21 protein-coding genes are annotated in these 24,880 nt (G+C 68.2%); 7 read left to right on the top strand and 14 right to left on the bottom strand.

Annotation, left to right across the window (positions count from 1 at the left end):
- The first annotated feature begins 10 nt into the window (after positions 1 to 10).
- Entirely contained in the window at positions 11 to 757 is a 747-nt protein-coding gene (locus GQY20_RS07290; RefSeq protein ID WP_232475934.1) for an SDR family NAD(P)-dependent oxidoreductase, read from the top strand.
- An 11-nt stretch (positions 758 to 768) separates the two neighbouring features.
- Here GQY20_RS07290 and GQY20_RS07285 read toward each other — a convergent pair whose 3' ends face one another.
- The 11 genes from GQY20_RS07285 to GQY20_RS07235 all read right to left on the bottom strand — a co-directional run bounded on the left by GQY20_RS07285 (position 769) and on the right by GQY20_RS07235 (position 13,802).
- Entirely contained in the window at positions 769 to 1,854 is a 1,086-nt protein-coding gene (locus GQY20_RS07285) for a CaiB/BaiF CoA transferase family protein (protein ID WP_157216404.1), read from the bottom strand.
- A gap of 14 nt (positions 1,855 to 1,868) precedes the next feature.
- Positions 1,869 to 2,645 (bottom strand): enoyl-CoA hydratase-related protein, encoded by a 777-nt coding sequence (locus GQY20_RS07280; RefSeq protein ID WP_157216403.1) that lies wholly within the window; start codon positions 2,643 to 2,645, stop codon positions 1,869 to 1,871.
- A complete protein-coding gene (locus GQY20_RS07275) occupies positions 2,642 to 3,640 on the bottom strand; it encodes an NAD(P)H-dependent flavin oxidoreductase (protein WP_157216402.1) in 999 nt (332 codons plus the stop codon). The genes GQY20_RS07280 and GQY20_RS07275 overlap by 4 nt, the downstream gene beginning before the upstream one ends.
- Before the next feature lie 139 nt (positions 3,641 to 3,779).
- Positions 3,780 to 4,568, bottom strand: a complete 789-nt coding sequence (locus GQY20_RS07270) for an enoyl-CoA hydratase/isomerase family protein (RefSeq protein WP_157216401.1) — start codon at positions 4,566 to 4,568, stop codon at positions 3,780 to 3,782.
- A gap of 22 nt (positions 4,569 to 4,590) precedes the next feature.
- The gene (locus tag GQY20_RS07265) at positions 4,591 to 5,352 is read right to left on the bottom strand and encodes a 3-hydroxyacyl-CoA dehydrogenase (protein WP_157216400.1); all 762 of its coding nucleotides are present in this window, start codon (positions 5,350 to 5,352) and stop codon (positions 4,591 to 4,593) included.
- 48 nt (positions 5,353 to 5,400) lie between these two features.
- Positions 5,401 to 6,525 carry an acyl-CoA dehydrogenase family protein gene (locus GQY20_RS07260; RefSeq protein ID WP_157216799.1) on the bottom strand — a complete coding sequence of 375 codons (1,125 nt, stop codon included), beginning with the start codon at positions 6,523 to 6,525 and terminating at the stop codon, positions 5,401 to 5,403.
- 124 nt (positions 6,526 to 6,649) lie between these two features.
- Positions 6,650 to 7,753 carry an NAD(P)-dependent alcohol dehydrogenase gene (locus GQY20_RS07255; RefSeq protein ID WP_157216399.1) on the bottom strand — a complete coding sequence of 368 codons (1,104 nt, stop codon included), beginning with the start codon at positions 7,751 to 7,753 and terminating at the stop codon, positions 6,650 to 6,652.
- Between the two features lie 177 nt (positions 7,754 to 7,930).
- Positions 7,931 to 9,397 carry an aldehyde dehydrogenase family protein gene (locus GQY20_RS07250; protein WP_157216398.1) on the bottom strand — a complete coding sequence of 489 codons (1,467 nt, stop codon included), beginning with the start codon at positions 9,395 to 9,397 and terminating at the stop codon, positions 7,931 to 7,933.
- Complete coding sequence (locus GQY20_RS07245; RefSeq protein WP_157216397.1) at positions 9,394 to 10,275, bottom strand: helix-turn-helix domain-containing protein; 882 nt, start codon at positions 10,273 to 10,275, stop codon at positions 9,394 to 9,396. The genes GQY20_RS07250 and GQY20_RS07245 overlap by 4 nt, the downstream gene beginning before the upstream one ends.
- A 12-nt stretch (positions 10,276 to 10,287) precedes the next feature.
- Entirely contained in the window at positions 10,288 to 11,526 is a 1,239-nt protein-coding gene (locus tag GQY20_RS07240; RefSeq protein WP_157216396.1) for a cytochrome P450, read from the bottom strand.
- Positions 11,527 to 11,537: 11 nt separating this feature from the next.
- Entirely contained in the window at positions 11,538 to 13,802 is a 2,265-nt protein-coding gene (locus GQY20_RS07235) for a TonB-dependent receptor (RefSeq protein ID WP_157216395.1), read from the bottom strand.
- Between the two features lie 283 nt (positions 13,803 to 14,085).
- Between GQY20_RS07235 and GQY20_RS07230 the strand changes: the two genes are divergently transcribed.
- Positions 14,086 to 15,579 (top strand): acyl-CoA synthetase, encoded by a 1,494-nt coding sequence (locus GQY20_RS07230; protein ID WP_157216394.1) that lies wholly within the window; start codon positions 14,086 to 14,088, stop codon positions 15,577 to 15,579.
- On the opposite strand, the gene GQY20_RS07225 is transcribed toward GQY20_RS07230, so the two are convergent.
- Entirely contained in the window at positions 15,570 to 15,986 is a 417-nt protein-coding gene (locus GQY20_RS07225; protein ID WP_157216393.1) for a YbaN family protein, read from the bottom strand. The genes GQY20_RS07230 and GQY20_RS07225 overlap by 10 nt on opposite strands.
- A 194-nt stretch (positions 15,987 to 16,180) precedes the next feature.
- Between GQY20_RS07225 and GQY20_RS07220 the strand changes: the two genes are divergently transcribed.
- The 5 genes from GQY20_RS07220 (at position 16,181) to GQY20_RS07200 (ending at position 21,641) form a co-directional block, all read left to right on the top strand.
- The gene (locus GQY20_RS07220; RefSeq protein ID WP_157216392.1) at positions 16,181 to 17,401 is read left to right on the top strand and encodes an alginate lyase family protein; all 1,221 of its coding nucleotides are present in this window, start codon (positions 16,181 to 16,183) and stop codon (positions 17,399 to 17,401) included.
- Between the two features lie 30 nt (positions 17,402 to 17,431).
- On the top strand, positions 17,432 to 18,577 hold the full coding sequence (locus GQY20_RS07215; RefSeq protein ID WP_157216391.1) for a CaiB/BaiF CoA transferase family protein: 1,146 nt from the start codon (positions 17,432 to 17,434) through the stop codon (positions 18,575 to 18,577).
- 97 nt (positions 18,578 to 18,674) lie between these two features.
- Positions 18,675 to 19,256: a carboxymuconolactone decarboxylase family protein gene (locus tag GQY20_RS07210; RefSeq protein WP_157216390.1), complete on the top strand. Its 582-nt coding sequence runs from the start codon at positions 18,675 to 18,677 to the stop codon at positions 19,254 to 19,256.
- Between the two features lie 9 nt (positions 19,257 to 19,265).
- Entirely contained in the window at positions 19,266 to 20,015 is a 750-nt protein-coding gene (locus GQY20_RS07205; RefSeq protein WP_157216389.1) for an SDR family oxidoreductase, read from the top strand.
- A gap of 138 nt (positions 20,016 to 20,153) precedes the next feature.
- Positions 20,154 to 21,641 carry a flavin-containing monooxygenase gene (locus GQY20_RS07200; RefSeq protein ID WP_198350866.1) on the top strand — a complete coding sequence of 496 codons (1,488 nt, stop codon included), beginning with the start codon at positions 20,154 to 20,156 and terminating at the stop codon, positions 21,639 to 21,641.
- A 36-nt stretch (positions 21,642 to 21,677) separates the two neighbouring features.
- Here the strand turns inward: GQY20_RS07200 and GQY20_RS07195 are convergent, their stop codons facing one another.
- A complete protein-coding gene (locus GQY20_RS07195) occupies positions 21,678 to 22,709 on the bottom strand; it encodes a cupin domain-containing protein (protein WP_198350865.1) in 1,032 nt (343 codons plus the stop codon).
- A gap of 81 nt (positions 22,710 to 22,790) precedes the next feature.
- Positions 22,791 to 24,758 carry a pyrroloquinoline quinone-dependent dehydrogenase gene (locus GQY20_RS07190; protein WP_232475932.1) on the bottom strand — a complete coding sequence of 656 codons (1,968 nt, stop codon included), beginning with the start codon at positions 24,756 to 24,758 and terminating at the stop codon, positions 22,791 to 22,793.
- Positions 24,759 to 24,880: the final 122 nt, after the last annotated feature.

Here is a 24,880-nt window from a genome sequence, read left to right as displayed (position 1 = left end):
TGCGGGCAAAGTGGCCCTCGTTACCGGGGGCGCACGCGGCATCGGCGCAGCGACGGCGCGGCTGTTCGTCGCCGAGGGCGCACGCGTCGCGATAGCCGACCGGCGTGCCGAGGAAGCGGCGGCGCTCGTCGCCGAGATCGAGGCGGCGCATCCCGGCGCGGCGCTGTTCGTGCCGCTCGACGTGACCAGCGAGACGGACTGGCAGTCGGCTGTGGAGCGGATAGAGGCGGCGTTCGGGCCGATCGGCGTGCTGGTGAACAATGCTGGGATCATCCGCGTGGCGCCGATCGAGGCGCTCGACGTCGAGACCTTTCGCAAGGTGATCGACACCAATCTCGTCGGCACCTTCCTCGGCATACGCTGCGTCACGCCCTCGCTCCGGCGCGCGGGTGGGGGATCGATCGTCAACTTCTCCTCGGTGCAGGGCCTGGAGGGACGGCAGGGCTTCGGCGCCTATGCCGCCTCCAAATTCGGCATCAGGGGCCTGACCAGGAGTGCGGCAATCGAGCTTGGACCGGACGGCATTCGCGTGAACGCGGTGGTACCGGGGCCGACCAAGACCAAGATGATCGAGCGGCCGGGCTGGTCCGACGCGGATTATGACGCGATGTACGGCAAATATCCGCTGATGCGCATGGCCGACGCGCAGGAGGTGGCGCGCATGGTGCTGTTCCTCGCGTCGGACCAGAGTTCCTTCTGCACGGGCGGCGACTATCTCGTCGATGGCGGCACACTGGCCGGAAAGCCGCGCGACTGACGGGGAAAACGTCAGCTCCGGGCCGCCGCCTGCGCCCGCCACCGGCCCAGAAGAGCGCTCGCATCCGCATCCTCCTGGATCGCCCCGGGCGTCCGGCTGAAGCGCGGCGCGGGGGCGGGATGGGCGAGGCCGCCCCGTTCGACATAGGTGGCGCGGGCGGCGTGATGCGGATGCGAAGGGGCCTTGTCGGCAGTCAGCACCGGCGCGACGCAGGCGTCGCTGCCCTCGAACAGGGCGAGCCAGTGGCTGGCCGGCCGGGTGGCGAAGGTGCGTTCGAACCAGGCGGTGGTCTCCGGCCAATCCTTCTCGTCCTGGCTGAGTGAGGCGGGGGCGCCCAGCCGTTCGCACAGATGGGTCCAGAATGCGGGCTCGAGCGGACCGACGGCGATCTCGCGGCCGTCCGCGCAGCGATAGCAGCGATAGAAGGGCGCAGCCCCGCCGAGCAGATTGGCGTCCCGCTCCAGCGAGATCAGCCCCGAGGGCGTGAGCCCGGTGAACATCCCCATCATCGAGGCGACGCCGTCGACGATCGCCGCATCGACCACCTGGCCCTTGCCCGATCGCTCCCGCTCCCACAAAGCGGCCATGATGCCGAAGGCGAGGAACATCGATCCGCCGCCGAAATCGCCGACCAGATTGAGCGGGGGCACCGCCGGTTCGCCGGGGCGCCCGATCGCCGCCAGCGCGCCGGTGATCGCGATATAGTCGATGTCGTGGCCGGCGACCCGGGCGAGCGGACCCTCCTGGCCCCAGCCGGTCATGCGGCCGTAGACGAGGCGCGGATTGGCGGCGAGCAGCGTGTCCGGGCCCAGGCCGAGCCGCTCCATCACGCCGGGGCGGAAGCCTTCGATCAGCACGTCGGCCAGCAAGGCCGCTTCGGCTGCGGCCGCACGGCCCTCTTCGGAGCGGATGTCGAGCGGCAGGACGGCGCGGCCGCGGTCCATGATCGGGTTCGGCCAGCCATTGCCGCCCGGCCGGTCGATGCGCAGCACCTCGGCCCCGAGATCGGAGAGCAGCATCGCGCAATGCGGCCCCGGCCCGATGCTGGCGAACTCGACGACACGAAGGCCCGCCAGCGGACCCAACCGTTCTGCCATCGCCCGATCCTCCCTCAGCGTCCTTGCCAGGTCGGGCTGCGCTTCTCGGCAAACGCCTTCGGCCCTTCGGCCGCATCTTCGGATGCCAGCATTGCCCGGATCGCGGGCAGGGTGCCTTCGGCCGCGAGCGCGTCGGCGACCGACTTGTCGAGCCCGGCCAGCACCGCCTGCTTGGTGGCGCGCAGCGACATCGGGCTGCATTGCAACAGCTCTTCCGCCCAGCGCCGGGCGAGCGGTAAAACATCGCCGTCGGTCACCTCGTTGACGAAGCCGAGCGCCAGCCCCTCGGCGGCGGTGACGCGGCGGCCGGTGAGCATCAGGCCCATGGCGCGGGTCAGGCCGATCGCGCGCGGCAGCCGGTGCATGCCGCCGGCCAATGCGGCGAGGCCTACCCGCGGCTCGGGCAGGGCGAACACGGCATTGGCCGAGGCCAGGACGATGTCGCAGGCCAGCGCGATCTCGAAGCCGCCGCCCATCGCCACGCCGTTCACCGCGGCGATGATCGGCTTGGGGCAGTCGAAGCGCGAAGTGAGGCCGCCAAAGCCGCTCGGCGGGATGTGCATGCCCCCGCCTGCGGCCTGTTGCTTGAGGTCATGCCCCGCGCAGAAGGCCTTGGGGCCGGCGCCGGTGACGATCGCCACCCATTGCTCGTCATCGGCCGCGAAGGCGTCGAAAACTTCGTGCAGCTCGACATGGGCGGCCGCGTTCAGCGCATTGTGCGCCTCGGGCCGGTTGAGCGTGACGATGGTGAGCCGTCCCTCGCGGGCGACGTCGACATAGGTGTAGCTCATGCGGCCGCGGTCTCCGGTTGCGTGAGGAAGCCGGCGAGCCGGCCGGCGATGATCGTCTCGGCATCGTGCACGATGCGGCCGATCAGTTCCGCGCAGGTCGGTACGTCGTGGATCAGGCCCTGCACCTGGCCCGCCCAGACGAGCCCGGCGTCGATATTGCCGGTCTCCAGCGCGTCGCGGCCCTTGGCGCCCTTCACAAGATCGGCGACGTCGCCGAACACCGCCTCGGGCCGCGCCGAAATCTCCACCACCTGATCCGAGACGCTGTTCTTGGCGACACGGCCGGTGTTGCGGAACTTGCGGAAGATGAGGTTGGTGCCGCGCTCGTCATTGTCGACGATGAATTGCTTGATCCTGTCGTGGATCGGCGCCTCGACGGTCGCGCAGAAGCGCGTGCCCATGTTGATCCCTTCAGCGCCGAGCGCCAGGGCGGCGACCAGACCGCGGCCGTCGCCGAAGCCGCCGCTGGCGATGATCGGGATCTTGATGCGGTCGGCCGCGGCCGGGATCAGGATCAGGCCGGGAATGTCGTCCTCGCCCGGATGGCCGGCGCATTCGAAGCCGTCGATCGAGATCACGTCGACGCCCATCCGCTCGGCCGAGAGCGCATGGCGGACGGCGGTGCATTTATGCAGTACCTTGATGCCGTGGGCCTTGAACTCATCGACATGCTCCTGCGGCTTGTGGCCGGCGGTCTCGACGATGGTGATGCCGCTGTCGATGATCGCGCGGCGATATTCGGCATAGGGCGGCGGATTGACCGAGGGCAGGATGGTCAGGTTCACGCCGAACGGCTTGTCGGTCATCGTGCGGCAGCGATCGATCTCGCGCCGCAGATCGTCCGGCGTCGGCTGGGTGAGCGCGGTCAGGATGCCGAGGCCGCCGGCGTTGGATACGGCGGCGGCGAGCTCGGCACGGCCCACCCACATCATGCCGCCCTGCACGATCGGATGCTCGATGCCGAGCAGTTCGGTGAAGCGTGTACGAAGCGCCATCTGTCAATCTCCCTTCACGATCTGGAATCGCCGCTTTCCGCCTGCCGTTCGGACCGGGCTTGTCGAAGTCCTCCTTTTCTCTTCTGCCGTGGAAGAGGAGGCAGGTTGCCGCGACAGGCTCGCCGGGAACGGATCTCGGTCAGACGCTCCTGAAATCCGCTTTGCGCTTGGCGAAGAAGGCGGCCAGGCCTTCGCGGCACTCGGCGGTCGCGCCCGCCTCGGCAATCGACTGCGCCTCACGCTCCAGCTGCGCCTCGTAGCTGCTGTCGAAGCTGTGGTGCAGCAGTGCGCGGGCGCCCCCGACCGCGCCGACCGCCGCGTCCGCGAATTGCGTGGCGATCGCATCGCCCTCCTCGGTCAGCCTGTCCGCCTCGACCAGCCGGCTGACGAGGCCGATCGCCTCGGCCTCGGGCGCCTCAATGCGCCGGTTGGCGAGAATGATCTCCTGTGCCTTGCGCAGCCCCACCAGCCGGGGCAGCAGCCAGCTCATGCCGCCATCGGGGGTGAGCCCGATCGCGCCATAGGCCGCGGTGAAATGGGCGGTGGGCACGGAAAGCACCACGTCGCCGCTGATCGCGAGACTGAGCCCGGCGCCGGCCGCGGGGCCGTTGACCAGCACGACCAGCGGCTTCTTCATCCGCGCGAGCCGGACCATGCTCATGTGGAGCGTGCCGGCAAGCTCGCTGAGCAGCGCGTCCGCGCGCTCGCCCGCGGCCGCCATCTGGCCGACATCGCCGCCCGCGCAGAACAGCCGGCCCCGGCCGGTCAGCACCACGCAGCGTATCGCATCGTCGGTCTGGCAGCGTATCGCCGCCTCCAGCAGGCTGCGCGCCAGGGCGAGATCGATCGCATTGCCGACATCGGGCCGGTTGAGCGTCAGCCGGGCGATGCCGTCCGCGACATCGAGGAGGATGGGGGATTCGCTCATGTCCGGATGCTCCCGTATCGGCTCATTTCGGGGCCATGCGGATGGCGCCGTCCAGCCGGATCACCTCGCCGTTCAGCATGGGATTGGTGACGATGCTCTCGACCAGCTGGGCATATTCGTCCGGCTGGCCGAGGCGGCTCGGGAAGGGCACCTGCCTGCCCAGCGAATCCTGCGCTTCCTGCGGCAGGGTGGCGAGCAGCGGCGTCCAGAAGATGCCGGGCGCGATCGTCATCACGCGGATGCCGTAGCGGGCGAATTCGCGCGCGATCGGCAGCGCCATGCCGACGACGCCGCCCTTCGACGCCGAATAGGCCGCCTGACCGATCTGCCCGTCGAACGCCGCCACAGAGGCGGTGTTGACGATCACGCCGCGTTCCTCGCCCACCGGTTCGGCATCGTGGAGGCGCGCGGCGAATTTGGACAGGACGTTGAACGTGCCGAACAGGTTGATGCGGACGATCTTGGTGAAGTCGCCGAGCGGGATCGCCTTGCCGTCGCGGCCGATCACCTTGGCGGGCGGCCCGATGCCGGCGCAGTTCACCAGGATGCGGGCCTTGCCGTGCAACCCCTCCGCTTCGGCGAGCGCGGTCTCCACGGCGTCCTCGTCGGTCACATCCACCGCGGCGAAATGGCCGCCTATCTCCTTCGCCTTCTCCTCGCCGAGCGCGGCGTTGAGATCGAAGATCGTCACCTTCGCGCCGGCCCGTGCCAGCCGCTCCGCCGTGCCGGCGCCGAGCCCGGAGGCTCCGCCGGTCACGATTGCTGCCATGCCGTCAATCCGCATCCGTCCGTTCCCCTTGCTGGTGCCTGTCGTGCCGTTATGCCTGCGCGCTCAGAGGGCGCGGGCGATGACCATGCGCTGGATGTCGGACGTGCCTTCGTAGATCTGGCAGACGCGTACGTCGCGGTAGATCTTGGCGATGCCGAACTCCTCGAGATAGCCATAGCCGCCGAGCGTCTGGATCGCGCCGGAGACGACCGCCTCGGCGGTTTCCGAGGCGACCAGCTTCGCCATCGAGGCTTCCTTGAGGCAGGGCAGGCCGCCATCCTTGAGGCTGGCCGCGTGCAGCACCAGCTGCCGCGCCGCCTCCAGCCGCGCCGCCAGGTCCGCGAGCCGGAAGCCCACCGCCTGATGCTCGATGATCGCCTTGCCCATCGAGCGGCGCTCCTTGGCATAGCCGACCGCGATCTCCAGCGCCGCCTGCGCCATGCCGATGCACTGCGCGGCGATGCCGATCCGCCCCGTCTCCAGATTGGCGAGCGCGATGCGATAGCCCTGGCCCGGCGCGCCGAGCAGCAACGCCTCCTCGACGAACAGATCCTCGAAGCGCAACGCGCAGGTGTCCGACGCCGCCTGGCCGAGCTTATGCTCCACCTTGTCGACCCAATAGCCTGGCCGGTCGGTCGGCACGAGGAAGGCGGAGAAGCCCTTCTTGCCCGCATCTGGATCGGTCACCGCGATCACCATGGTCATGCCGGCGATCTTGCCCGAGGTGATGAACTGCTTGGCGCCATTCAGCCGCCAGCCGCCGTCCGCCTTCGTCGCGCGCGTCCGGATCGCCGCCGCGTCCGAACCCGCATCCGTTTCGGTCAGCGCGAAGGCGCCGATCATCCGACCGGCGATCAGATCGGGCAGGAAGCGTGCCTTCTGCGCCTCCGTCCCATCCTTGAGCAGCCCTGCGACCATGATCGAATTCTGGATCGAGACGATGGTGGAGAGCGCGCCGTCGGCCGCCGCGATCTCGATCAGCGCCAGCGCATAGGAGACATAGTCGCTCGCCGCACCGCCATAGGATTCCGGTGCCACCATGCCGAGCAGCCCCAGCTCCGCTATCTCCTCGAACAGGCCCGGCGGATAACCGCCCGCCGCCTCGAACGCCGCGCTCTGCGGACGCAGCCGCTCCTGCGCATAGCTACGCACCGCTTCCTGGATCGCGGCCTGCGTTTCGGTCAAAATCACAAAACCACTCCGTCATCTCTATACTGGCGAGTAGATCGCAGATGCGAGGGCATGGAGCAAGAGCGGAACGCGGATTGTTTTCACTGCCATCCCGACGAAAGCACGTCCTGAGCGCAGCCGCTCACGGCACCAGCACCGCCTTCACGCATTCCCCGCGAATCTGCGCCGCGACGGCCTCGTTGATGCGGTCGAGCGGAAAGGTCTCGATCAGCCGGTCGATCGGGAAACGCCCCGCGCGAAACAATTCGACCAGCTCGGGAATGAAGCCGTCGAGATCGCTGTCGCCCTCGATGATGCCATGGATGCGATGGCCATAAGTGATCAGCGAGGCGATATTGATCGAAAGGCTGCTGTCCGGCCGCGGCGGCACGCCCACCAGGCCGAGCAGGCCGTGGCTGGCGAGGCTGGCGAGCGCGGTCTCGATGACGGCTTCGCGGCCGCTGGTCTCGAACGCATATTCGGTGCCGTCGGGCAGGATTGCGCGGATCGCGGCGCCCACGTCGCCGTCCGCCGGATCGACGACATGTGTCGCGCCGAGCGACAGGCCGAGCGCGCGCCGGGCGGCGAAGGGCTCGACGAGGATGATCGTGGCGCAGCCCTGCACCACCGCACCCATCACCGCCGCGAGGCCGACCGGCCCGCCGCCGAAGATCGCGATGCTCGATCCGGACGGGCAGGCGAGCGAGCGCATCACGCCGCCCGCGCCGGTCTGGAAGCCGCAGCCGAGCGGCCCGAGCAGCTCCAGCGGCACGTCGTCCGCCTCGATCTTAACGACGTTGCGCTCCTCGGCGACGGCATGGCCGGCGAAGGAGGATTGGGCGAAGAAATGGCCCGAGGCCGGCGTGCCCGCGACGCGGATGGCGGTGGAGCCGTCGGTGCGGGTGCCGGCATAGTTGCGCTGCGGAAATTCGCGGCAATAGGAGGGCAGATGCTCGGCGCAGCGCGGGCAGGCGCCGCAACTGGCGAAGCCGATCACCACCCGGTCGCCCGGCTTCACCTTGGTGACGCCGTCGCCCACCGCCTCGACGATGCCCGCGCCTTCATGGCCGAGCACCGCAGGCAGGGGGATGGGAATGAACTGATCGCGCGCGATCAGATCGGTGTGGCAGAGCCCGACGCCCACGATGCGCACCAGCACTTCGCCGGCGCGCGGAGCCTCGAGGTCGATCGGCTCGATGGAGAAATCGGCGTGGGGGCTGCGGGCGACGGCGGCGATGGTCTGCATGGCGGGGTCCTAGGGGGATTTGTTTTCCGTCATCCCTGCGAAGACGGGATCATTGGAACGGGATGACATCAAGTCGACGCGTCATCCCAGCGAACGCTGGGATCACTCTCGACCTCGAGCCAAGTGCATTTTGAGAGCGATCCCAGCTTTCGCTGGGATGACGAAGAAGGGTAGCGCTCACAGCGCCATCACGACCGATTTGGGCTCCAGATAGGCGTCCAGCACCTCGCTGCCATTCTCCCGCCCGATGCCGGACATCTTCATCCCCCCGAAGGGAAAGGCGGGATCGGCGAGCAGGATGCAGTTCACGAAGACGGTGCCCGCCTCCAGCGCGGCCGAGGCTTTGTGCGCCGTCGTGAGATCGCGGGTAAAGACATGGGCGGCGAGACCATAGGCGCTGTCATTGGCGAGCGCGATCGCCTCCTCGATCTCGTCGAACGGCGCGGTCGCCAGCACCGGACCGAACACCTCCTCGCGCATCACTTCGGCATCCGACGGCACATCGCGCAGCAGGGTGGGCGCGAAATAATAGCCCGCGTCGGGGATGGGCCCGCCCGCTGGCAGCGCCGTGATCCCGGCATCGGACGCGCGCTGCACGAAGCCGGAGACCTTCTCATGCTGGCGCGCGCTGATCAGCGGGCCGAGCTGGCTGGTCCGATCCGCGCTCGGACCGATGCGCTGCGCCGCGCCCACCGTGCGGATGCCGTCCAGCACCTCGTCATAGATGGACCGGTGCACATAGAGCCGGGTGCCCGCGTAGCAGATCTGGCCCGAGTTGAAGAAGCAGCCCATCGCCGCCTGTGGAATTGCGGTCGCGAGATCGGCGTCCTTGCACAAGATGGTCGGCGATTTGCCGCCGAGCTCCAGCGTGACGCGCTTCAGCGACGGCACCGAGGCGGCGAGGATCGCCTGGCCCGTGGCGGTCGATCCGGTGAAGGCCACCTTGGCGATGCGCGGATGCGCGGCCAGTGCGGCGCCGGTCGCGCCGTCGCCGGTGACGACGCTCAGCACGCCGTCCGGCAGGCCCGCCGCGCGGGCGAGCTCGACGAGGCGGAGCGCGCTCAGCGGGGTTTCGGGCGCGGGCTTCAGCACGATGGTACAGCCGGCGGCGAGCGCCGGGGCGATCTTCCACATCGCCAGCACCAGCGGGAAGTTCCACGGCGTGATCGCGGCGACGACGCCGATCGGCTCGCGCCGCGAATAGGCGTGGAACGCGCCGGGCGTGGCGGAGAGCGGCGCGGCCCGGCCGGCGAGCTTGCCCGGCCAGCCGGCATAGGCGCGCAGCCAGGAAATGGCGGTCGGTATGTCGAGCGTCTCGACGATCGAGATGGGCTTGCCGGTGTCGAGCGCCTCCAGCGCGGCGATGCGCGGCAGGTCCGCCTCGATCGCGTCGGCGAAGCGATGCAGCAGCCGCTCGCGCGCCAGCGGATGGAGATCGCGCCAGGCGGGATTGCGAAAGGCGCGATGCGCAGCCTCGACCACGGCATCCACGTCGGCCGGCGAGGCGGCCGGAATATCGGCAAAGCGCTCGCCGGTGCAGGGATCGATGTCGGCGGTGCTGGCCTCGATGCGGATCGGATCGGCGCCCGCGCGCAGGATGAGCTCGGGCAGTTCCAGACCGGAGAAGCCCTGGATCGATGTCATTGCAGCGTCTCCCGGCCGCGCCGCCGATAGTCGCTCGGCGTCTGGCCGGCGAACTGGCGGAAGGCGCGGGTGAAATGGCTCTGGCTGGTGAAGCCCAGCGCCTCGGCGATGGTCGCCATCGACGCGTCGGACTGCTCCAGCATCTGCTGGGCGCGATCGAGCCGGGCGCGCATCACATATTGGTGCGGGCTGACCCCGGTCGCCCGCTTGAAGATGCGGCAGAAATGGGTGGGGGTGACGCCCGCCTGCGCGGCCATCTCCTCCAGGCTGTGCTCCGCCTCGGGCCGTTTCTGGATGGCGTTCATGATGTGATGGATGCGGTAGGAGGAGAAGGCGCTGGTCGGGATCTCCGCCGATGGCGCCGAGACGGGGCCGCGCAGCATATGCGCCTTCAGCGCATCGACCAGCGCGCCGACATAGACGTCGCGCTCCGGCGTCTGCGGCGCATAGAGCTCGCCCAGCACCTGGCGGGTCAGCGCGACGCCGAGCGGATCGGAGAAGGCGAAGCGCATCCGCTTGAACTGGTCGAGCGCGGGCGCGCGCTGGAGATCGGAGGAACTCACGCTGAGCGTCACCACGTCTAGCTCGCCGTCGACCAGCCAGCCGGTCGGCTGGTTCGAGGGAACGATGGTGGCGCAGCCGGGCAGCGATGCGGTCTCGCTCCAGCCGTCGCGTTCCCAGGTGCGGACATTGGGCTTGCCGGCGATGTGCACGACGAACATGGGATCGGGCAGCGGCGGCAGCGTGTAGCTGCCGACGAACTGGCGCCAGCGGCACAGCCGCCAGCGGCCATGGTCGGCGCCCAGGGTCACGTCCGGCGCGCGGCCCAGCGCGTCCGCGATGATATGTTCGTCGTTCCAGCGTGTCGGTTCCGCCACGGCATCTCTCCTTCAGGCCGGCGTCAGCCTGACGTCGAGGTTCTTCAATCCATTGATGAAATTGGATCGGAACCTGCGCGGCCGTGCCATGACCTCGAACTGCTTAACATGGCGGGCGAGCACGCCAAAGGCGACGCGCAGCTGCATCTCGGCGAGGCGCGATCCGACGCAGACATGCTGGCCCGTGCCGAAGCCGACATGCTGGATATTGCCGCGGCCGATATCGAACCCGTGGGGATTGGCGAACATCGACGCGTCGCGGTTGGCGGCGATGTACCACAGCACCACCTTGTCGCCCTTGCGGATGCGGGTGCCCGCGATCTCGGTGTCGGCGGTGGCGGTGCGGCGCATGTGCATCACCGGGCTGGCGAAGCGCACCATCTCGCGCACCGCAGTCTTGAGCAGGTCGGGATCGGCGCGGATCCGGTCCCACTGGTCGGGGTTTTCGGCGAAGGCGACGATCGAATGGCTCAGCGAGTTGCGCGTCGTCTCGTTGGCGCCGACCAGCGCGAGGATCATGTTGCCGAGAAATTCCTTGAACGGCACCGGCTCGCCATCGACCTGCATGTTGGCGAGAAGCGTCGCCAGATCCTGGCCGGGGCTTGTCCGCCGCTCGCGGAACAGGGCTTCGGCAAAAGCCATGAATTCGCCCATCACCTGCGCCATCGCCTCGGGGGACTGCCGGAAATCCGGATCGTCCTCGCCGACGAAGGCGTTGGTCCAGTCGTAGAGCTTTGTCCACAACTCCGCGGGCAGATCGAACAGCTCGGTCAGAGTGAGCAGCGGCAGCGGCGCCGAGAGCAGGGGCACGATGTCCACCGTCTCGCCGAGCGGAATCTCGCCGATCAGCCGGGTGCAGCGATCGAGGATGCGTTCCTCGATGCCGGCCAGCCGGCCCGGCGCGACGGCGGGCATGATGAACTTGCGATAATGGGTATGCAGCGGCGGATCGAGGGAGATGAAGGGGATGCCGATCGCGGACTCGCCGGCTCCGGTCAGGCCGACCTCATTCTCGTTGAAGATGCGATGCCCGCCATTCTCATAGGCGGAGGAGAATAGCGCCGGGTTGCGCGATACCTCGACGATGTCGGCGTATCGCGTCAGCGCCCAGAAGCCGGCGCCGTCCTTCTCCTCGTTCCAGTAGACTGGCCGGTCCCGCCGGAGCGCGTCGAACGTCTCGTGCGGCACGCTCCCCACATAGAGGTCGGGATCCTTGAGATCGGGGCTGAGGTCGGGATCAGCGATCGGCATCACTTTTTCTCTCAGAAGGCGATGCGGACGGAGCCGCCGAAGGTGCGCGGATCGGAGGGCACCAGGAAGTTGTAGGGGAAGCCGGCGCCGCGCAGATCGAGGCCGTAGCCCAGCGTCTTCTTGTTGGTGAGGTTGTTCACCCAGGCGCGCAGGGTCAGCTTGTCGTGCGTCCAGGCGAGCGAGGCGTTGACCTTCGCATAGCCCTTCTGCTGCAATTCGGAATTGACCTGGCCGGTGCCGGCGGCGTTCACGCCGTTGAACGGCGAGAACCATTGCCGGCTGAAATAGGTGAGCGTCGGCGCGAGCGAGAGATCGCCGTCCGCGACCCGCGCCACCGTCCAGTCGAAGCCCGCCTGTGCCGTCCAGCGCGGCGCGAAGGGCAGGGCGTTGCCCGACAGGTCGGTGCCCTGCAGGGTCAGCGTCTTATACTGGGCATGGAGATAGCCGAAGGAGCCGTTGAGCGTGAGGCTGGGCATGACCCGGAAGCTCGCCTCGGCCTCCGCACCATAGACTTCGGACTTGGGGGCATTGACCAGGAAAGAGACGGGGCCGGCGCGCGTGTCCTGCACCTGCTGGTTCTTATAGTCATAGTAGAAACCGGCGACCGAAAGACTCAGGCGTCTGTCGAAGAACCGGCCCTTGAGGCCCGCCTCATAGGCATTGACCTGCTCGGGCTTGATATAGGTGATGCCGACGGACGAGGTGTAGCCGCCGCCGTTGAAGGCGCCCGACCGATAGCCGCGATTATAGCTGACATAGGCGAGCATGCCGTTGTCGAAGGTATAGCTGAGCGCGGCCCGGCCGGTCAGCGCATTGTTGCGGCCGCGGATCGCGTAGCGGGCGGAGGGATCATAGGCGCAGCTGCCCGGCACGCCGTCGCACGGCACGGTGGTGGCAAGCGGGATCTGCGCGCCGCCGACGTCGCCCGCGAAGAGATAGGCATAGCCATCCTCGTAGCGCGAGCGATCCCAGGTGTAGCGCAGGCCCACAGTCAGCACGAGCTTGCTGGCGAGATTATAGTCGCCCTGCGCGAAGGCGGCGTAGGATTTGCGAACCTGCCGGTAATGCTGGAAGAAGCCGCCATTGACGCCAGGCGCCAGCGCGCTGCCGATGTTGAACAGATTGTCGGTGATGGTGTGATCCCAGCCATAGAAGAGGCCGGTAACCAGGCTGAGGCCATTGCCGCTATAGTTCAGCCGCGCTTCCTCGCTGAACTGGCGATATTTGGAGCGCCAGTTGATGTCGAGCACGTCGAGCGGCGATCCGTCCGCCGCCTGCTGCAGATTCTGCTTGCCGCCGTCATAGGAGGTGATCGAGGTCAGCTTCAGCGAGGGCGAAAGCTCATAGGCGATATTGGCCGAGACGCCCCAAGCGTCGGTCTTGCTCTTGCCGACCCGGTTCTCGTTCACCTGATAGAAGCCGAGGCCTTCGCGATAGGGCTGCAGGCCGAACACGGCGGCCTGGTTGCCGCGGTCGCGCCCGCCATAGGCCTTGATGCGGATGTCGAGCGGTCCGCCGCCCGGCCGGATGCGCAGCGCGACGCGGCCTTGCAGCTTGTCCACCGAATCCGGATCGCGGCCGCCCGGATAGACATTGTGGAACTTGCCGTCGCCCTTCTCGTAATTGCCGGCGATGCGGATGCCGAGCTGGTCGTCGACCATCGTCGTCTCGACCGCGCCCTGCGCCGTCCAGCTGTTGAAATTGCCGTAGCCGCCCTGGAGATAGCCGTTGGTGCCGCTGAGGCTCGGCTGCCTGGTGATGAAGTTGATCGCACCGCCCGTCGTGTTGCGGCCGAACAGCGTGCCCTGCGGCCCGCGCAGCACTTCGACCCGGTCGAGATCGAACAGGCCCATGCCGTGTGCGGTGCGATTGGCGAGATAGACGTCGTCCATATAGACGCCGACCGGCGAGGCCTGGTTGCTGTTATATTCGTTGGCGACGCTGATGCCGCGCAGCGAGAAATTGGGCTGGGTGCTGCCATAGGCGCTGTTCACCTGCAGGTTCGGCACCGCGCTGGCGAGCTGGGCCGAATTGGTGATGCCCTTGTTGACGAGGCCCTGGCCGGTCACTGCTGAAATGGCGAGCGGCACCTTCATCAGCGATTGCTCGCGGCGTTGGGCGGTCACCACGATGTCGCCCGTTCCGCTGGCATCGTTGGTCGCTGCCGCAGGCGCCGTGGGCACATCGCCGCCGGCCGACTGGGCAAGGGCAGGCGCCGAGACGGAGGCGAGCAGCGCCAGCGCCGTCAAACGGATATGGGGGGAAGCGTGCGACATTGTCCTCTCCTGTTCTGTGGTCTCATGTCCCGGTTGTTGCCCATAGGCGCCGGGTAAGCCTTTTCCCGTGCGGGAGAGGGCTTCGAGCGGCGCCCATGGGTTGCGACCCGAGAACGTTGGCCCCGATGTAGCGCGATCGGGGCCGGGAGGCTTTGCACAGGTTTCAGCCGGAATTTTACAAATCCTGCGCGCGGCTTGCGCGGCGGGGCGTCCTGGCCTTCTGCTGAATCCGCGCCGGCGAGCCGTTCTCGCCCGGCAAGCACGATCGAAGAGAGGATCCGCGATGCACCCTTCGGCGCACGCCCGCAGCACGCCCGAAAAGCCCGCCATCGTCATGGCCGAAAGCGGCGAGACGATCGGCTATGGCGCGCTCGAGGCGCTATCCAACCAGTCGGCCCATCTGCTGCGCCGCCTCGGCCTGCGTCGCGGCGACACGGTGGCGACGCTGTTCGGCAATGCGCCGGAAGTGTTCGTCTTCGGCTGGGCGGCGCAGCGCGCGGGGCTTTACCTCACCTCCATCTCGAACCGGCTGAGCGCGGCCGACATCGCCTATATCCTCGGAGATTGCGGCGCGAAGCGGCTCGTCGCTTCCGATGCCTATCTCAGCCTCGCCGGGGATGCCGCCGCGGCGGCGGGCGGCCTGCCGCCGCATGGCTGGACGGACTGGGCTGCGCTGGCGGCACAGGAGCCTGCGACCCCGATCGCGGACGAGAGCGCGGGTACCGACATGCTCTATTCCTCCGGCACCACCGGCCGGCCGAAGGGGGTCAAGTTCCCGCTTCCCGAAGGCCCGATCGACGATCCGACGCCGCTCGCCGCGATGGGGCGCGATCTCTACGCGATGGGGCCGGACACGCGCTATCTCTCGACCTCGCCGCTCTACCATGCGGCGCCCTTGCGCTGGGCGATGACGGTGCAGCGGCTGGGCGGCACGGTGGTGGTGATGGAGCGTTTCGATGCCGAGCGCGCGCTGGCGCTGATCGAACGGCATCGCATCACCCACGGCACCTTCGTGCCCACCCATTTCATCCGCATGCTGAAGCTGCCCGAGGCGGTGCGTGGGCGCTACGATCTCTCCTCGCTGCGCGCCGTGGTGCACGCTGCCGCGCCCTGCCCGGTGCCGGTCAAGCGCGCGATGATCGACTGGTGGGGGCCGATCGTGCACGAATATTATTCGGGCACCGAAAGCTGCGGCATTACCGCGCTGTCTGCCGAGGAATGGCTGTCGAGGCCCGGCTCGGTCGGCCGCGCGGTGCTGGGATCGCTGCGCATCACCGACGACGAGGGGCGGCTGCTGCCGGCAGGGCAGGAGGGCAATATCTGCTTCGCGGACGGGCCGCGCTTCGCCTATCACAACGATCCGGAGAAGACGGCGCGCGCCTATGACGCCAATGGCTGGGCGACGCTCGGCGATATCGGACGGGTGGACGAGGACGGTTATCTGTTCCTCACCGATCGCAAGAATTTCATGATCATCTCCGGCGGCGTGAACATCTACCCGCAGGAGATCGAGAATCTGCTGGTGACGCATCCCAAGGTGGCCGACGCTGCGGTGATCGGCGTGCCGGACGAGGAGATGGGCGAGCAGGTGCTGGCCGTCGTCCAGCCGGCGGCGGGCGTGGCGGGCGACGAAGCGCTGGCCGACGAGCTCTGCCGCTTCGCGCGCGCGGCGCTCGGCGGGGTCAAGACGCCGCGCCGCTACGAATTCCGCGACGAACTGCCGCGCGAGGCAACGGGCAAGCTGATGAAGCGGCGGCTGATCGACGCCTATCGCTGATCGGGCGGCAGCGGCCGGCTGACGATCCAGGCGGCGCAGGCGGCGAGCGCCAGCGTCACCAGCGCGGCGATCCACAGCCGCGGCCGCGCGCCGGCGAGAAAGATCGTCCCGCCCAGCGCGATGCCCGCGCAGGCGGCGATCTTGGCCTGCTTCGGAATGGCGCCGTCCCGCCGCCAGGCGCGCAGGGTCGGCCCGAAACGGGGATGATCGAGCAGCCAGGCTTCCAGCCGCGGCGAGGAGCGGGCGAAGCAGCCCGCCGCCAGGATGAGGAAGATGGTGGTCGGCATCAGCGGGAGCAGTGCGCCGATGAAGCCGAGCGCGACGCAGACAAATCCGAGCAGCAGCCAGCCGATCCGCACCGCGCGATGCGGCTGCGATGGCTCGGGGCCATCAGGCAATCCGCGCATCGCCGTCGTTCCGTCCCACGCTTTCCCGGTCCTTTCCCGGCCCGTTGCGGCCGGATTGCTTGCGATATTGGATGAAAGCCGCACGTCAAGGGCGTGGCGCAGACTTCATCTGCCGCGCGGTTGTCCATCGGGCCGGCTTGGCGCTAGGATCGATCGCATCGGTCGGGACGTTTGCCGGCCGCAGGGAGGGCCGTTTGCGGCGTTGGCGTAACTGGGCATTGTCGGTGCTGCTCTGTGCCGGGCTGGCGACGATCGCGTGGCCGATGCTGCGCGATTATCGCGCCGCTGCGGCGCTGATGGCGGTGCAGAGCGATCGCCGCGGTCCCCCGCTGGTCGCGCCGTTCGATGCCCCCGCCCGCCGCCGCGCGATCGCCTGGCGGGACGTGCCGTTCGGCGGCTGCCCCGCGCTCATCCTCGTCGACCGCGATCTGCCGATGCTGGAGCGTTTCTACACGGACGACAAGCAATCGGTGCGCGACGAGGCGAAATGGCAGCGGGGCAGGGACAAGGTGCGCCCGATGCGCGTCTTCGGCCAGCTGATGGGCCGGCTGGCCAGCGATCAGCTGCTCGATCGCACGCCCGATCCGGCCCGCGCGCGGTGCATGGTGGCGCATCTGGAGGCCTGGGCGAAGGCGGAGGCGCTGACCGGCAACGTCTCGATGATGACGTCGAGCAATCGGGCTTGGTTCGTCATCATCAACGCGGCGACCGCGCTGATCGTCCTCAAGCAGGATCACAGCATCTCGAAATCCGAGGCCCGGCCGATCGAGCGCTGGTTGTCCGCACTTGCCTGGTCGGTCGAAAAATTCGACGACGAGATGTACCAGAAGATCCGCGAGACGCCGCGCTATCCGAACAATCACGTCTATTGGGCGGGCGCTGCGGCTGTCACCGCCGGCGTGGCGGCGCAGGACGTGAGACTCTTCCTGCGCGGCATCGAGGATGGGCGGCACGGCCTCCAGCAGGTCGACGCGCAGGGCTTCCTCTCCGGCGAGCTGTGGCGCGGCGGGCGTGCCTATCGTTACACGCTGTGGGGCGCGGGGCCGCTGGCGCTGATCATTCGCTATGCCGAGGCGAACGGCATCCGGCTGACCGAGGTGAACGATCATGCCGCCCGCCGCCTCGCCGAATCGATCATCATGACGCCTGCGTCGCCCCAGGCTTTCGAGCGTGCGGCCGGCACAGCGCAGATCGATCCCTGGAACCATATGCCGCTGCGCACCGGCGACACCGACTTCGCCGAACTGTTGGCGCCGCTCGGCCTCGGCCCCCGGATCGAGGCCTATGCCGCGCCTTATCGTCCGGTGTTCAGCCAGATGCTGGGCGGCAACCTCACCATCCTCTATGCGGATCCCGCGAAGGTGCGCGCGGCGATCGAGCATCCCGGCACTCGGCTGACCGATCCGCCGCTCTGACCGGTACGGCAAGAAGAGGGGGGAGGACGGATGGGGCCGCTGGCGGGAATCCGGGTCGTGGAATTTGCCGGCATCGGCCCGGCGCCGATGTGCGCGATGATGCTGGCCGATGCGGGCGCCGAGGTGCTGCGCATCGATCGGCGCGAGGCATCCGGCATCGGCATCGCCAAGCCGGTCCGCTACGATCTGCTGGCCCGCAGCCGGCGTTCGGCGGCGATCGACCTCAAGCATCCCGACGGGATCGCGTGCGTGCTCGACCTGGTCGCCTCGGCCGATGCGCTGATCGAGGGCTTCCGCCCCGGCACGATGGAAAAGCTCGGCCTCGGCCCGGATGTCTGCCTCGCGCGCAATCCGGCGCTGGTCTATGGCCGGCTGACCGGCTGGGGACAGACCGGGCCGCTCGCCCAGACCGCGGGCCATGATCTCGACTATATCGCGCTCACCGGCGCGCTCCACGCCACTGGCCGCGCCGGGGCGCCGCCGACGCCGCCGCTCAACCTCGTCGGCGATTATGGCGGCGGCGGCATGCTGCTCGCCTTCGGGCTCGTCGCGGCGTTGCTCCATGCGCGGGCGACCGGCGAGGGGCAGGTGGTCGATGCGGCGATGACCGACGGCTCGGCGCTGCTCATGACCTCGCTTTACGGAATGCATGGCGCCGGGCTGCACGGCGATACGCGCGGCACCAACCTGCTCGATTCCGGCGCGCCTTATTATGACAGCTACGCATGCGCGGACGGACTCTACGTGGCGGTCGCGCCGATCGAGCCGAAGTTCCGCCGCATCCTGCTCGACCGGCTCGGTATCGATCCCGCCGACTGGCCGGAGCAGGAGGATGCCGCCTGCTGGCCTGCGCTCCGCGCCCGTCTCGCCACCGCCTTCCGTACCCGCACCCGTGACGAATGGTGTGCGCTGTTCGAGGATAGCGACGCCTGCGTCGCGCCCGTGCTGAGCCTCGCCGAGGCGCCTCATCACCCGCATAATATGGCGCGCGGGACGTTCGTTACCGTCGATGGTGTCGTGCAGCCCGCGCCCGCGCCCCGCTTCGCCGCGACACCGAGCGCGATGCCCACTCCGCCCGAGGGGCCGGGCGCGAGCACGCGGGCGGCGCTCGATGCGTGGGGGATCGGGGCGGAGCGGATCGACGCGTTGGAGCGAAACGGGGTGATAGGACGATGAGCAAGGGCGCGTGAAAGTGGCCGGATAAGTTCGGCCCGCGCCTTCCCGTTGCCGCGACATCGTGTACCCTCCTCGAAAACAGCGAGAGGAGAAGCAGATGGCTGGCGGCGAACCGCGCATTCCCTATCCGGACCCGGCCCAATTCGAGGGGATCAGGCGCAATTCGGCGGAGAGCCGGCTGAACGTCGAGCGGATGTTCGCCCATATCCCGCCCGGGCTGTTCGAAGGCTATGGCGCCTTTGCGTCCTCGGTGATGAGCAATGCGTCGCTCGATCCCGTGCTGCGCGAGCTTGCGATCCTGCGCGTCGGCCATCTCTCGCACTGCGCCTATGAGATCTACCAGCACGAATCCTTCGCCCGCTATATCGGCATGTCCGATACGCTGATCGCCGCCGCGGCGGTGGGGGCGGAGGATCCTGCGCTCGATGCACGCCAGCGCGCGGTGCTCGCCTTCACCGACGATCTGGTGCTGCGCATCCGCCCGACCGACGCGGTGCTCGGTGAGGCACGGCGGCAGCTTTCGATCCATGAACTCTTTTCGGTGCTGCTCACCGTCGGCCAATATATGACCGTCTGCCGCATCCTCGAAACCACCGGCGTGCCGATCGAAGGCGACAGCAGCATCGTCACCGGCAAGCTGAGCGCGATCCCGGCCCAGGCGCCGGCTGCGGCGGGTTGAGCGGTGGCGATGGAAAAGCAGCTCCAGGGCCGCATCGCCTTTGTCACCGGCGGCGCGCAGGGCATCGGACAGGCGACGGCGCTGGCTTTCGCCCGTGAAGGCGCGAAGGTGGCGATCGCCGATCTCAAGGACGCGGGCGAGACGATCGAGGCGATCCGGCGCCTTGGCGGCGAGGGCTATGGCGAGCGGCTGGACGTGACCGAGGAGGGCGCGGTCGATGCGATGGTCGACGGGATCGTCGCGCGCTGGGGTCGGCTCGACATCGGCTTCAACAATGCCGGCATCGCGCTGGAGGCGGTCGCCACGGCGTGGGGCGATCTCGCCATCTACGATCGCCTCGTCGCCACCAACCAGCGTGCGGTGCTGCTCTGCATGACGGCGGAGCTGCGCCACATGACCGCGCAGCGATCGGGCGCGATCGTCAACACGGCCTCGATCGCCGGCCTCTCGGGCGTGTCCGGCGCCGGCTACAGCGCCTCCAAGCATGCGGTGGTCGGCCTCACCCGCTCGGCGGCGCTGCGCCACGCGGCGGACGGCATCCGCATCAACTGCGTCTGCCCCGGCGCGATCTGGACCGAGATGACGCAACAGGCCGCGCAGGAGCCCGAGGCTGCGGAGCTGATGGCGCAGATGCACCCGATGCGCCGCTTTGGACAGGCGGAGGAGGTGGCGGAGGGCGTGCTGTTTCTCGCCTCCGATCGGGCGAGCTTCATCACCGGTCACCCGCTCGCGATCGACGGCGGCTTCCTGGCCGGGTGAGTCCCGATCCTGAGCGAAGTCGAAGGGTCAGGATGATGAAGTAGGGAAATAGCGCATCCAGACTAGTCCGGTCGAACGATGCACGGCCGTTCCGATCGGTCCACATCCCGGATCGCACACTGGGACAGGATGAACCGAATGGCCAAGCACACCGAAAGCCGCGCCCTGCGCTATGCCGTGATCGGCGCCGGCATGGCCGGCATTCTCGCCGGCATCCGGCTCTTGCAGGCGGGCGAGGCCGTCACCGTCTATGAGAAAGCGGATCGGCTCGGCGGCACCTGGCGGGAGAACCGCTATCCCGGCCTTACCTGCGACGTGCCCGCGCATGCCTATACCTACAGCTTCGAGCCTTATGCCGAATGGCGCGCTTATTATGCGACCGGCGGCGAAATTCAGGGCTATTTCGAGAAGACGGCCGAGAAATATGGGCTGATGCCGCATATCCGCTTCGGCCACGAAGTCGTCTCCTGCGTCTGGGACGAGGACGAGGCGCGCTGGACGCTCGGCTTCGGCAATGGCGGCACGGCGACGGCGGATGTGGTGATCGCGGCCTCGGGCGTGCTGCACCATCCGCGCATGCCGGAGATTCCGGGGCTCGAGAGCTTTGCCGGCCGCGCCTTCCACAGCGCGCGCTGGGACGATGCGGCGCAGCTGGACGGCGCCCGCGTCGGCGTGATCGGCAATGGATCGACCGGTGTGCAGATCGTGTCCGCCCTGTCGCAGCGGGCGGAGCGGCTGGTGCATTTCCAGCGCTCGCCGCAATGGATCATGCCGGTTCCCTATTTCGAATATAGCGAGGAGCAGCGCGAGGCCTTCCGCCGCGATACGGCGCTGATCGACGCCATCCGCTACGACAAGGACTATTGGGCGTCCATCAACCGCTTCACCCAGGCGATCACCCATGTCGACGGGCCGGAGATCGCGGCGATCGAGCAGCTGTGCCTCGACAATCTGGAGACCAGCGTGAAGGATCCGGTCCTGCGCGAGAAATTGCGCCCGGACTACCGCGCGGCGTGCAAGCGGCTGATCTATTCCTGGTCCTATTATGACGCCGTGCAGCGTCCGGCCGTGTTCGTCGAGCGGCAGCGCATCGCCGGGATCGAGCCGGAGGGCGTGCGCATGGCGGACGGCACGCTGCACGCGCTGGACACGCTGGTGCTGGCGACGGGCTTCCACGCCGATCGCTTCATACGGCCGACGCAGGTGCTGGGCCGGGGCGGGGCCTCGCTCGACGATGCGTGGCGCGTGCGTCCGACGGCCTATTATGCGATCGGCATTCCCGATTTCCCGAACTTCTTCATGCTCAACGGGCCGACCGGGCCGGTCGGCAATTTCTCGCTGATCGACATCGCCGAGCGGCAATGGGGCTATATCGACCAGTTGCTCGACCTGCTCCGCCGCGGCGAGACCCGCGCGATCGCGCCGAGCCATGCGGCCCATGCCGATTATGAGGAGCGCCGCATCGCCGCGGCGCGCACGACGATCTTCGGATCGGGCTGCGCGAGCTGGTATCTCGACGCCACCGGCGTTCCGGCGAGCTGGCCGTGGAGCTACGAGGCCTTCGCTGACGCGATGGCGAAGCCGGTGCTGGCCGATTATGAGGTGCGGGCAGCGGCGCTGGCCTGAGCGAATATCCCGGCGTTTGCCCCTCGCCGTCTGGACTTATCCCGCGCTCTCGCCGTCCCAATATCTCCGCACGTCGTCCATGCCGAATATGTCCGCCTCTGCGCGCAGCGCGCCGACCGCCATCTTGTTCGAATCCGGATAGACGCACAGCTCGTCAGGCTTGCGCTCGCCGATCATCAGGTAGCGCAGCGGGCCGGGGCCGGCGTTCATGAGGCTGTGGCCGACCTTCTGCCCGGCGGGAAAGCAGACATAGTCGCCCGCCTTCATCGCATGCCGTTCCTCGCCGAGGATCAGCGTCGCCTCGCCCTCGAGGATCAGCGCATGCTCCTCCTCCAGCATATGATAATGGGTCGGGCAGAGCCGCTTGCCGGGCGCCGGCGCCTCGATCAGCACGCCGACATGATAGTCCCTGCCGACCGCGGCATGAGTGAGGTGCCTGGATCGGCCGCCGAAGCGTCCGCCATCTCCTTCCTCGTTCCATTCCACGCTTTGCGAGGACAGCGGCGGCACGGGATCGTCCGGCGCATCGATCGCCGCCGCGATCGCATCGAAGCGTTCCGGCACGCCCGGCGCCTCGCCCAGATCCTCGCCGTCCCAATAGTCGCGCGTCGCGGAGAGATCGAAGATTGCGCGACGGCCGAGCGCGCGCACCAGGAGCTTGCGCGAGTCGGTATAGACAGCGACCTCGTTCGGATCGCGCTCGCCGAGGACGACATAGCGGCAGACCGCCGCGGCCTCGTTGACGAGGCAGTGGCCCGCCTTCTGCCCGGCCGGGAAGCAGGCATAGTCGCCCGGCCCCATCGCGAAGCGCTGCGTGCCGAAGCGCAGGGTCAGCCGGCCTTCGAGGATATAGACATGCTCCTCCTCGAAGACGTGATAATGGGTGGGCACACTCTGCCGGCCGGGAGCCAGCTCCTCTATCGCGACGCCAACATGATAATCGTCGCCAACGGCCGCGCGGGTGAGATGGCGGTAGCGCGTGCCGAATCGCGATCCCTCGCGCCACTCCTCCCATGGAATGTCGCCGGATGCGATCGGGCCGGCGGGCCTTTCGGACTGCATCGTCATCCTCCGTCTCCCGCCGCGCAGCGCTCCGGGACGGAGTAGCACGTCCCGGATTCCCTTAATCCGGCGTGTGACGGAATGCCGTCAATCCCCCAGCGCGTAGGCGACGAGCGTGTCGCTGACCTTCGTGCCGAGATATTTGTGCCCGCCGGCCGCGATCACGACATATTGCTTGCCGTTCTTGGTGAGGCGGAAGGTCATCGGCGTCGCCTGGCCGCCGCCGGGCAGGCGGCCCTTCCACAGCATCTTGCCGGTGCGGATGTCGAAGGCGCGCAGATAATTGTCGGTCGTCGCGCCGATGAAGACGAGCCCCGAGGCGGTGACCACCGATCCGCCGAGGTTCGGCACGCCCCATTTGAACCAGAGCGGGAAGGGGGCGACGTCGCGGGTGGTGCCGAGCGGTTCCTCCCACAGGCGCTTGCCGGTCTTGAGGTCGATCGCCAGCAGCGTGCCCCAGGGCGGGCTGATGCACGGCGCGCCGAGCGGCGAGAGCATCGGCTGCATCGTGTTGGCATAGGGAGCGCCGATCGCGGGCAGCATCATGTCGCCCTTGGCCATGCGCTCGTCGGCCTGCTTGCGCGGCACCATGGTGACGATCGCGGGCACCTGGGTGGTGTTGACGATCATGACCTGGCTCGCCTGGTCGATCGCGACCCCGCCCCAGTTGGTTGCGCCCATGAAGCTTGGGAAGGTGATCACGCCGCGCGTCGACGGAGGCGTGAACACGCCCTTCCAGTCGGCATTGCGGAACATGTCGCGGCACTTGCCGCGATCCCAGGGGGTGAAGCCCCAGATATCTTTTTCGGACAGGTCGCGCCGCACGATGAAGGCGGGATTGGCCGGGAAGGGCTGGGTGGGGGAGAGCTTCTCGCCCGGCAGGCCGCCGGTTTGCGGCACCGGCTTCTCGACGACCGGGAAGAGCGGCTGGCCGGTCTCGCGGTCGAGGATGAAGATGTGGCCGACCTTGGTCGACTGGGCCAGCGCCGGGATTTTGCGGCCGCCGCGCTCCAGGTCGAACAGCACCGGCTGCGAGGGCACGTCATAGTCCCACAGGTCGTGGTGGACGGTCTGGAAATGCCACTTCATCTCGCCGGTGCGCGTGTCGAGCGCGACGACCGAGGAGGAGAGATAGTCGAGGCCGTGACGGGTGATGCCGACATGGTCGGGCGCGGCATTGCCGGTTGGCAGGAACAGCATGTGCCGCGCGGCATCGACCGCCATCGGCGCCCAGACGTTGGGCGTCGCGCGGATATAGGGCTCGCCCTCGGCGGCCACTTCCTTGTCCGAGCGGCCGGGGGGCAGCGGGTTCCATGCCCAGACGAGCTTGCCCGTATGGACGTCGAAGGCGCGCACCACGCCGGCCGGAACGTCGACGCGCATATTGTCAGGGATGCGCCCGCCGACGATGACGAGATCGTCCGCGATCACCGGCGCCGAAGAGATTGCGAGATCGCCGAGCTGCGTCTTGCCGAGGCCGTCGAGCAGGTTCAACCGGCCGTCGCGGCCGAAATCCTCGCACGGGCGGCCGGTCGCGGCGTCGAGCGCCATCAGCTTGCCGTCGATCGTGCCGGAGAAGATGCGGCTGGCGCAGACCGCGCCCGGGGCCGCGCGCGCGTCATGATAATAGGTCACGCCGCGGCAGTTGAGCAAATAGGTGCCCTTGGGATCGGCCTTCTGGTCGAACGCCCAGACCTGCTTGCCGGTGGTCGGGTCCAGCGCGACGATGCGGCCGAGGCCGGAGCAGACGAACATCTTGCCGTCGGCTACGATCGGCGTCGCCTCGAAGGTGGGCGAGCTCATCGCGGGCGCGTTGGTCATCAGCCCGATATGATAGGTCCAGGCTTCCTTGAGCTGGCCGACATTGCCGGCGGTGATCTGGGTCAGCGGCGAGAAATGGCCGCCGCCTTCCGCGCCGCCGGTGAAGGTCCAGTCCGCGACCGGCCCCGAATAGTCGATCGGCTGGTGCGATCCGCTGCCGCAGCCTGCCAGCGACAGCATCGCGCCGATCATAAGAGCGATCGCAACCCGCGACCGATGCATCCATCCAGCCACTCTTCTCATCCTCCCCGAAGACTCGCCGCAGATGGCGAACGCCTTTCGCTCGCGGGTCTTCTCCGCGCGATGGTGCGCTGTGTCAATCGTTGGGGATGCGCAGCGATTCGAGAAACTCTTGC

This window comes from Flavisphingomonas formosensis (assembly GCF_009755815.1).
Lineage (GTDB): Bacteria > Pseudomonadota > Alphaproteobacteria > Sphingomonadales > Sphingomonadaceae > Flavisphingomonas > Flavisphingomonas formosensis.
This window is presented reverse-complemented; position numbering and strand designations above follow the sequence as displayed.

Bases quoted from the DNA above. Each gene is read 5' to 3' on its own strand.
- GQY20_RS07205 (WP_157216389.1), top strand. From the start codon at position 19,266: ATGGAAAAGCAGCTCCAGGGCCGCATCGCCTTTGTCACCGGCGGCGCG.
- GQY20_RS07225 (WP_157216393.1), bottom strand. From the start codon at position 15,986: ATGCGCGGATTGCCTGATGGCCCCGAGCCATCGCAGCCGCATCGCGCG.
- GQY20_RS07255 (WP_157216399.1), bottom strand. From the start codon at position 7,753: ATGCAGACCATCGCCGCCGTCGCCCGCAGCCCCCACGCCGATTTCTCC.
- GQY20_RS07235 (WP_157216395.1), bottom strand. From the start codon at position 13,802: ATGTCGCACGCTTCCCCCCATATCCGTTTGACGGCGCTGGCGCTGCTC.
- GQY20_RS07195 (WP_198350865.1), bottom strand. From the start codon at position 22,709: ATGACGATGCAGTCCGAAAGGCCCGCCGGCCCGATCGCATCCGGCGAC.
- GQY20_RS07230 (WP_157216394.1), top strand. From the start codon at position 14,086: ATGCACCCTTCGGCGCACGCCCGCAGCACGCCCGAAAAGCCCGCCATC.
- GQY20_RS07285 (WP_157216404.1), bottom strand. From the start codon at position 1,854: ATGGCAGAACGGTTGGGTCCGCTGGCGGGCCTTCGTGTCGTCGAGTTC.
- GQY20_RS07265 (WP_157216400.1), bottom strand. From the start codon at position 5,352: ATGCGGATTGACGGCATGGCAGCAATCGTGACCGGCGGAGCCTCCGGG.
- GQY20_RS07210 (WP_157216390.1), top strand. From the start codon at position 18,675: ATGGCTGGCGGCGAACCGCGCATTCCCTATCCGGACCCGGCCCAATTC.
- GQY20_RS07215 (WP_157216391.1), top strand. From the start codon at position 17,432: ATGGGGCCGCTGGCGGGAATCCGGGTCGTGGAATTTGCCGGCATCGGC.
- GQY20_RS07200 (WP_198350866.1), top strand. From the start codon at position 20,154: ATGGCCAAGCACACCGAAAGCCGCGCCCTGCGCTATGCCGTGATCGGC.
- GQY20_RS07240 (WP_157216396.1), bottom strand. From the start codon at position 11,526: ATGCCGATCGCTGATCCCGACCTCAGCCCCGATCTCAAGGATCCCGAC.
- GQY20_RS07275 (WP_157216402.1), bottom strand. From the start codon at position 3,640: ATGGCGCTTCGTACACGCTTCACCGAACTGCTCGGCATCGAGCATCCG.
- GQY20_RS07250 (WP_157216398.1), bottom strand. From the start codon at position 9,397: ATGACATCGATCCAGGGCTTCTCCGGTCTGGAACTGCCCGAGCTCATC.
- GQY20_RS07270 (WP_157216401.1), bottom strand. From the start codon at position 4,568: ATGAGCGAATCCCCCATCCTCCTCGATGTCGCGGACGGCATCGCCCGG.
- GQY20_RS07280 (WP_157216403.1), bottom strand. From the start codon at position 2,645: ATGAGCTACACCTATGTCGACGTCGCCCGCGAGGGACGGCTCACCATC.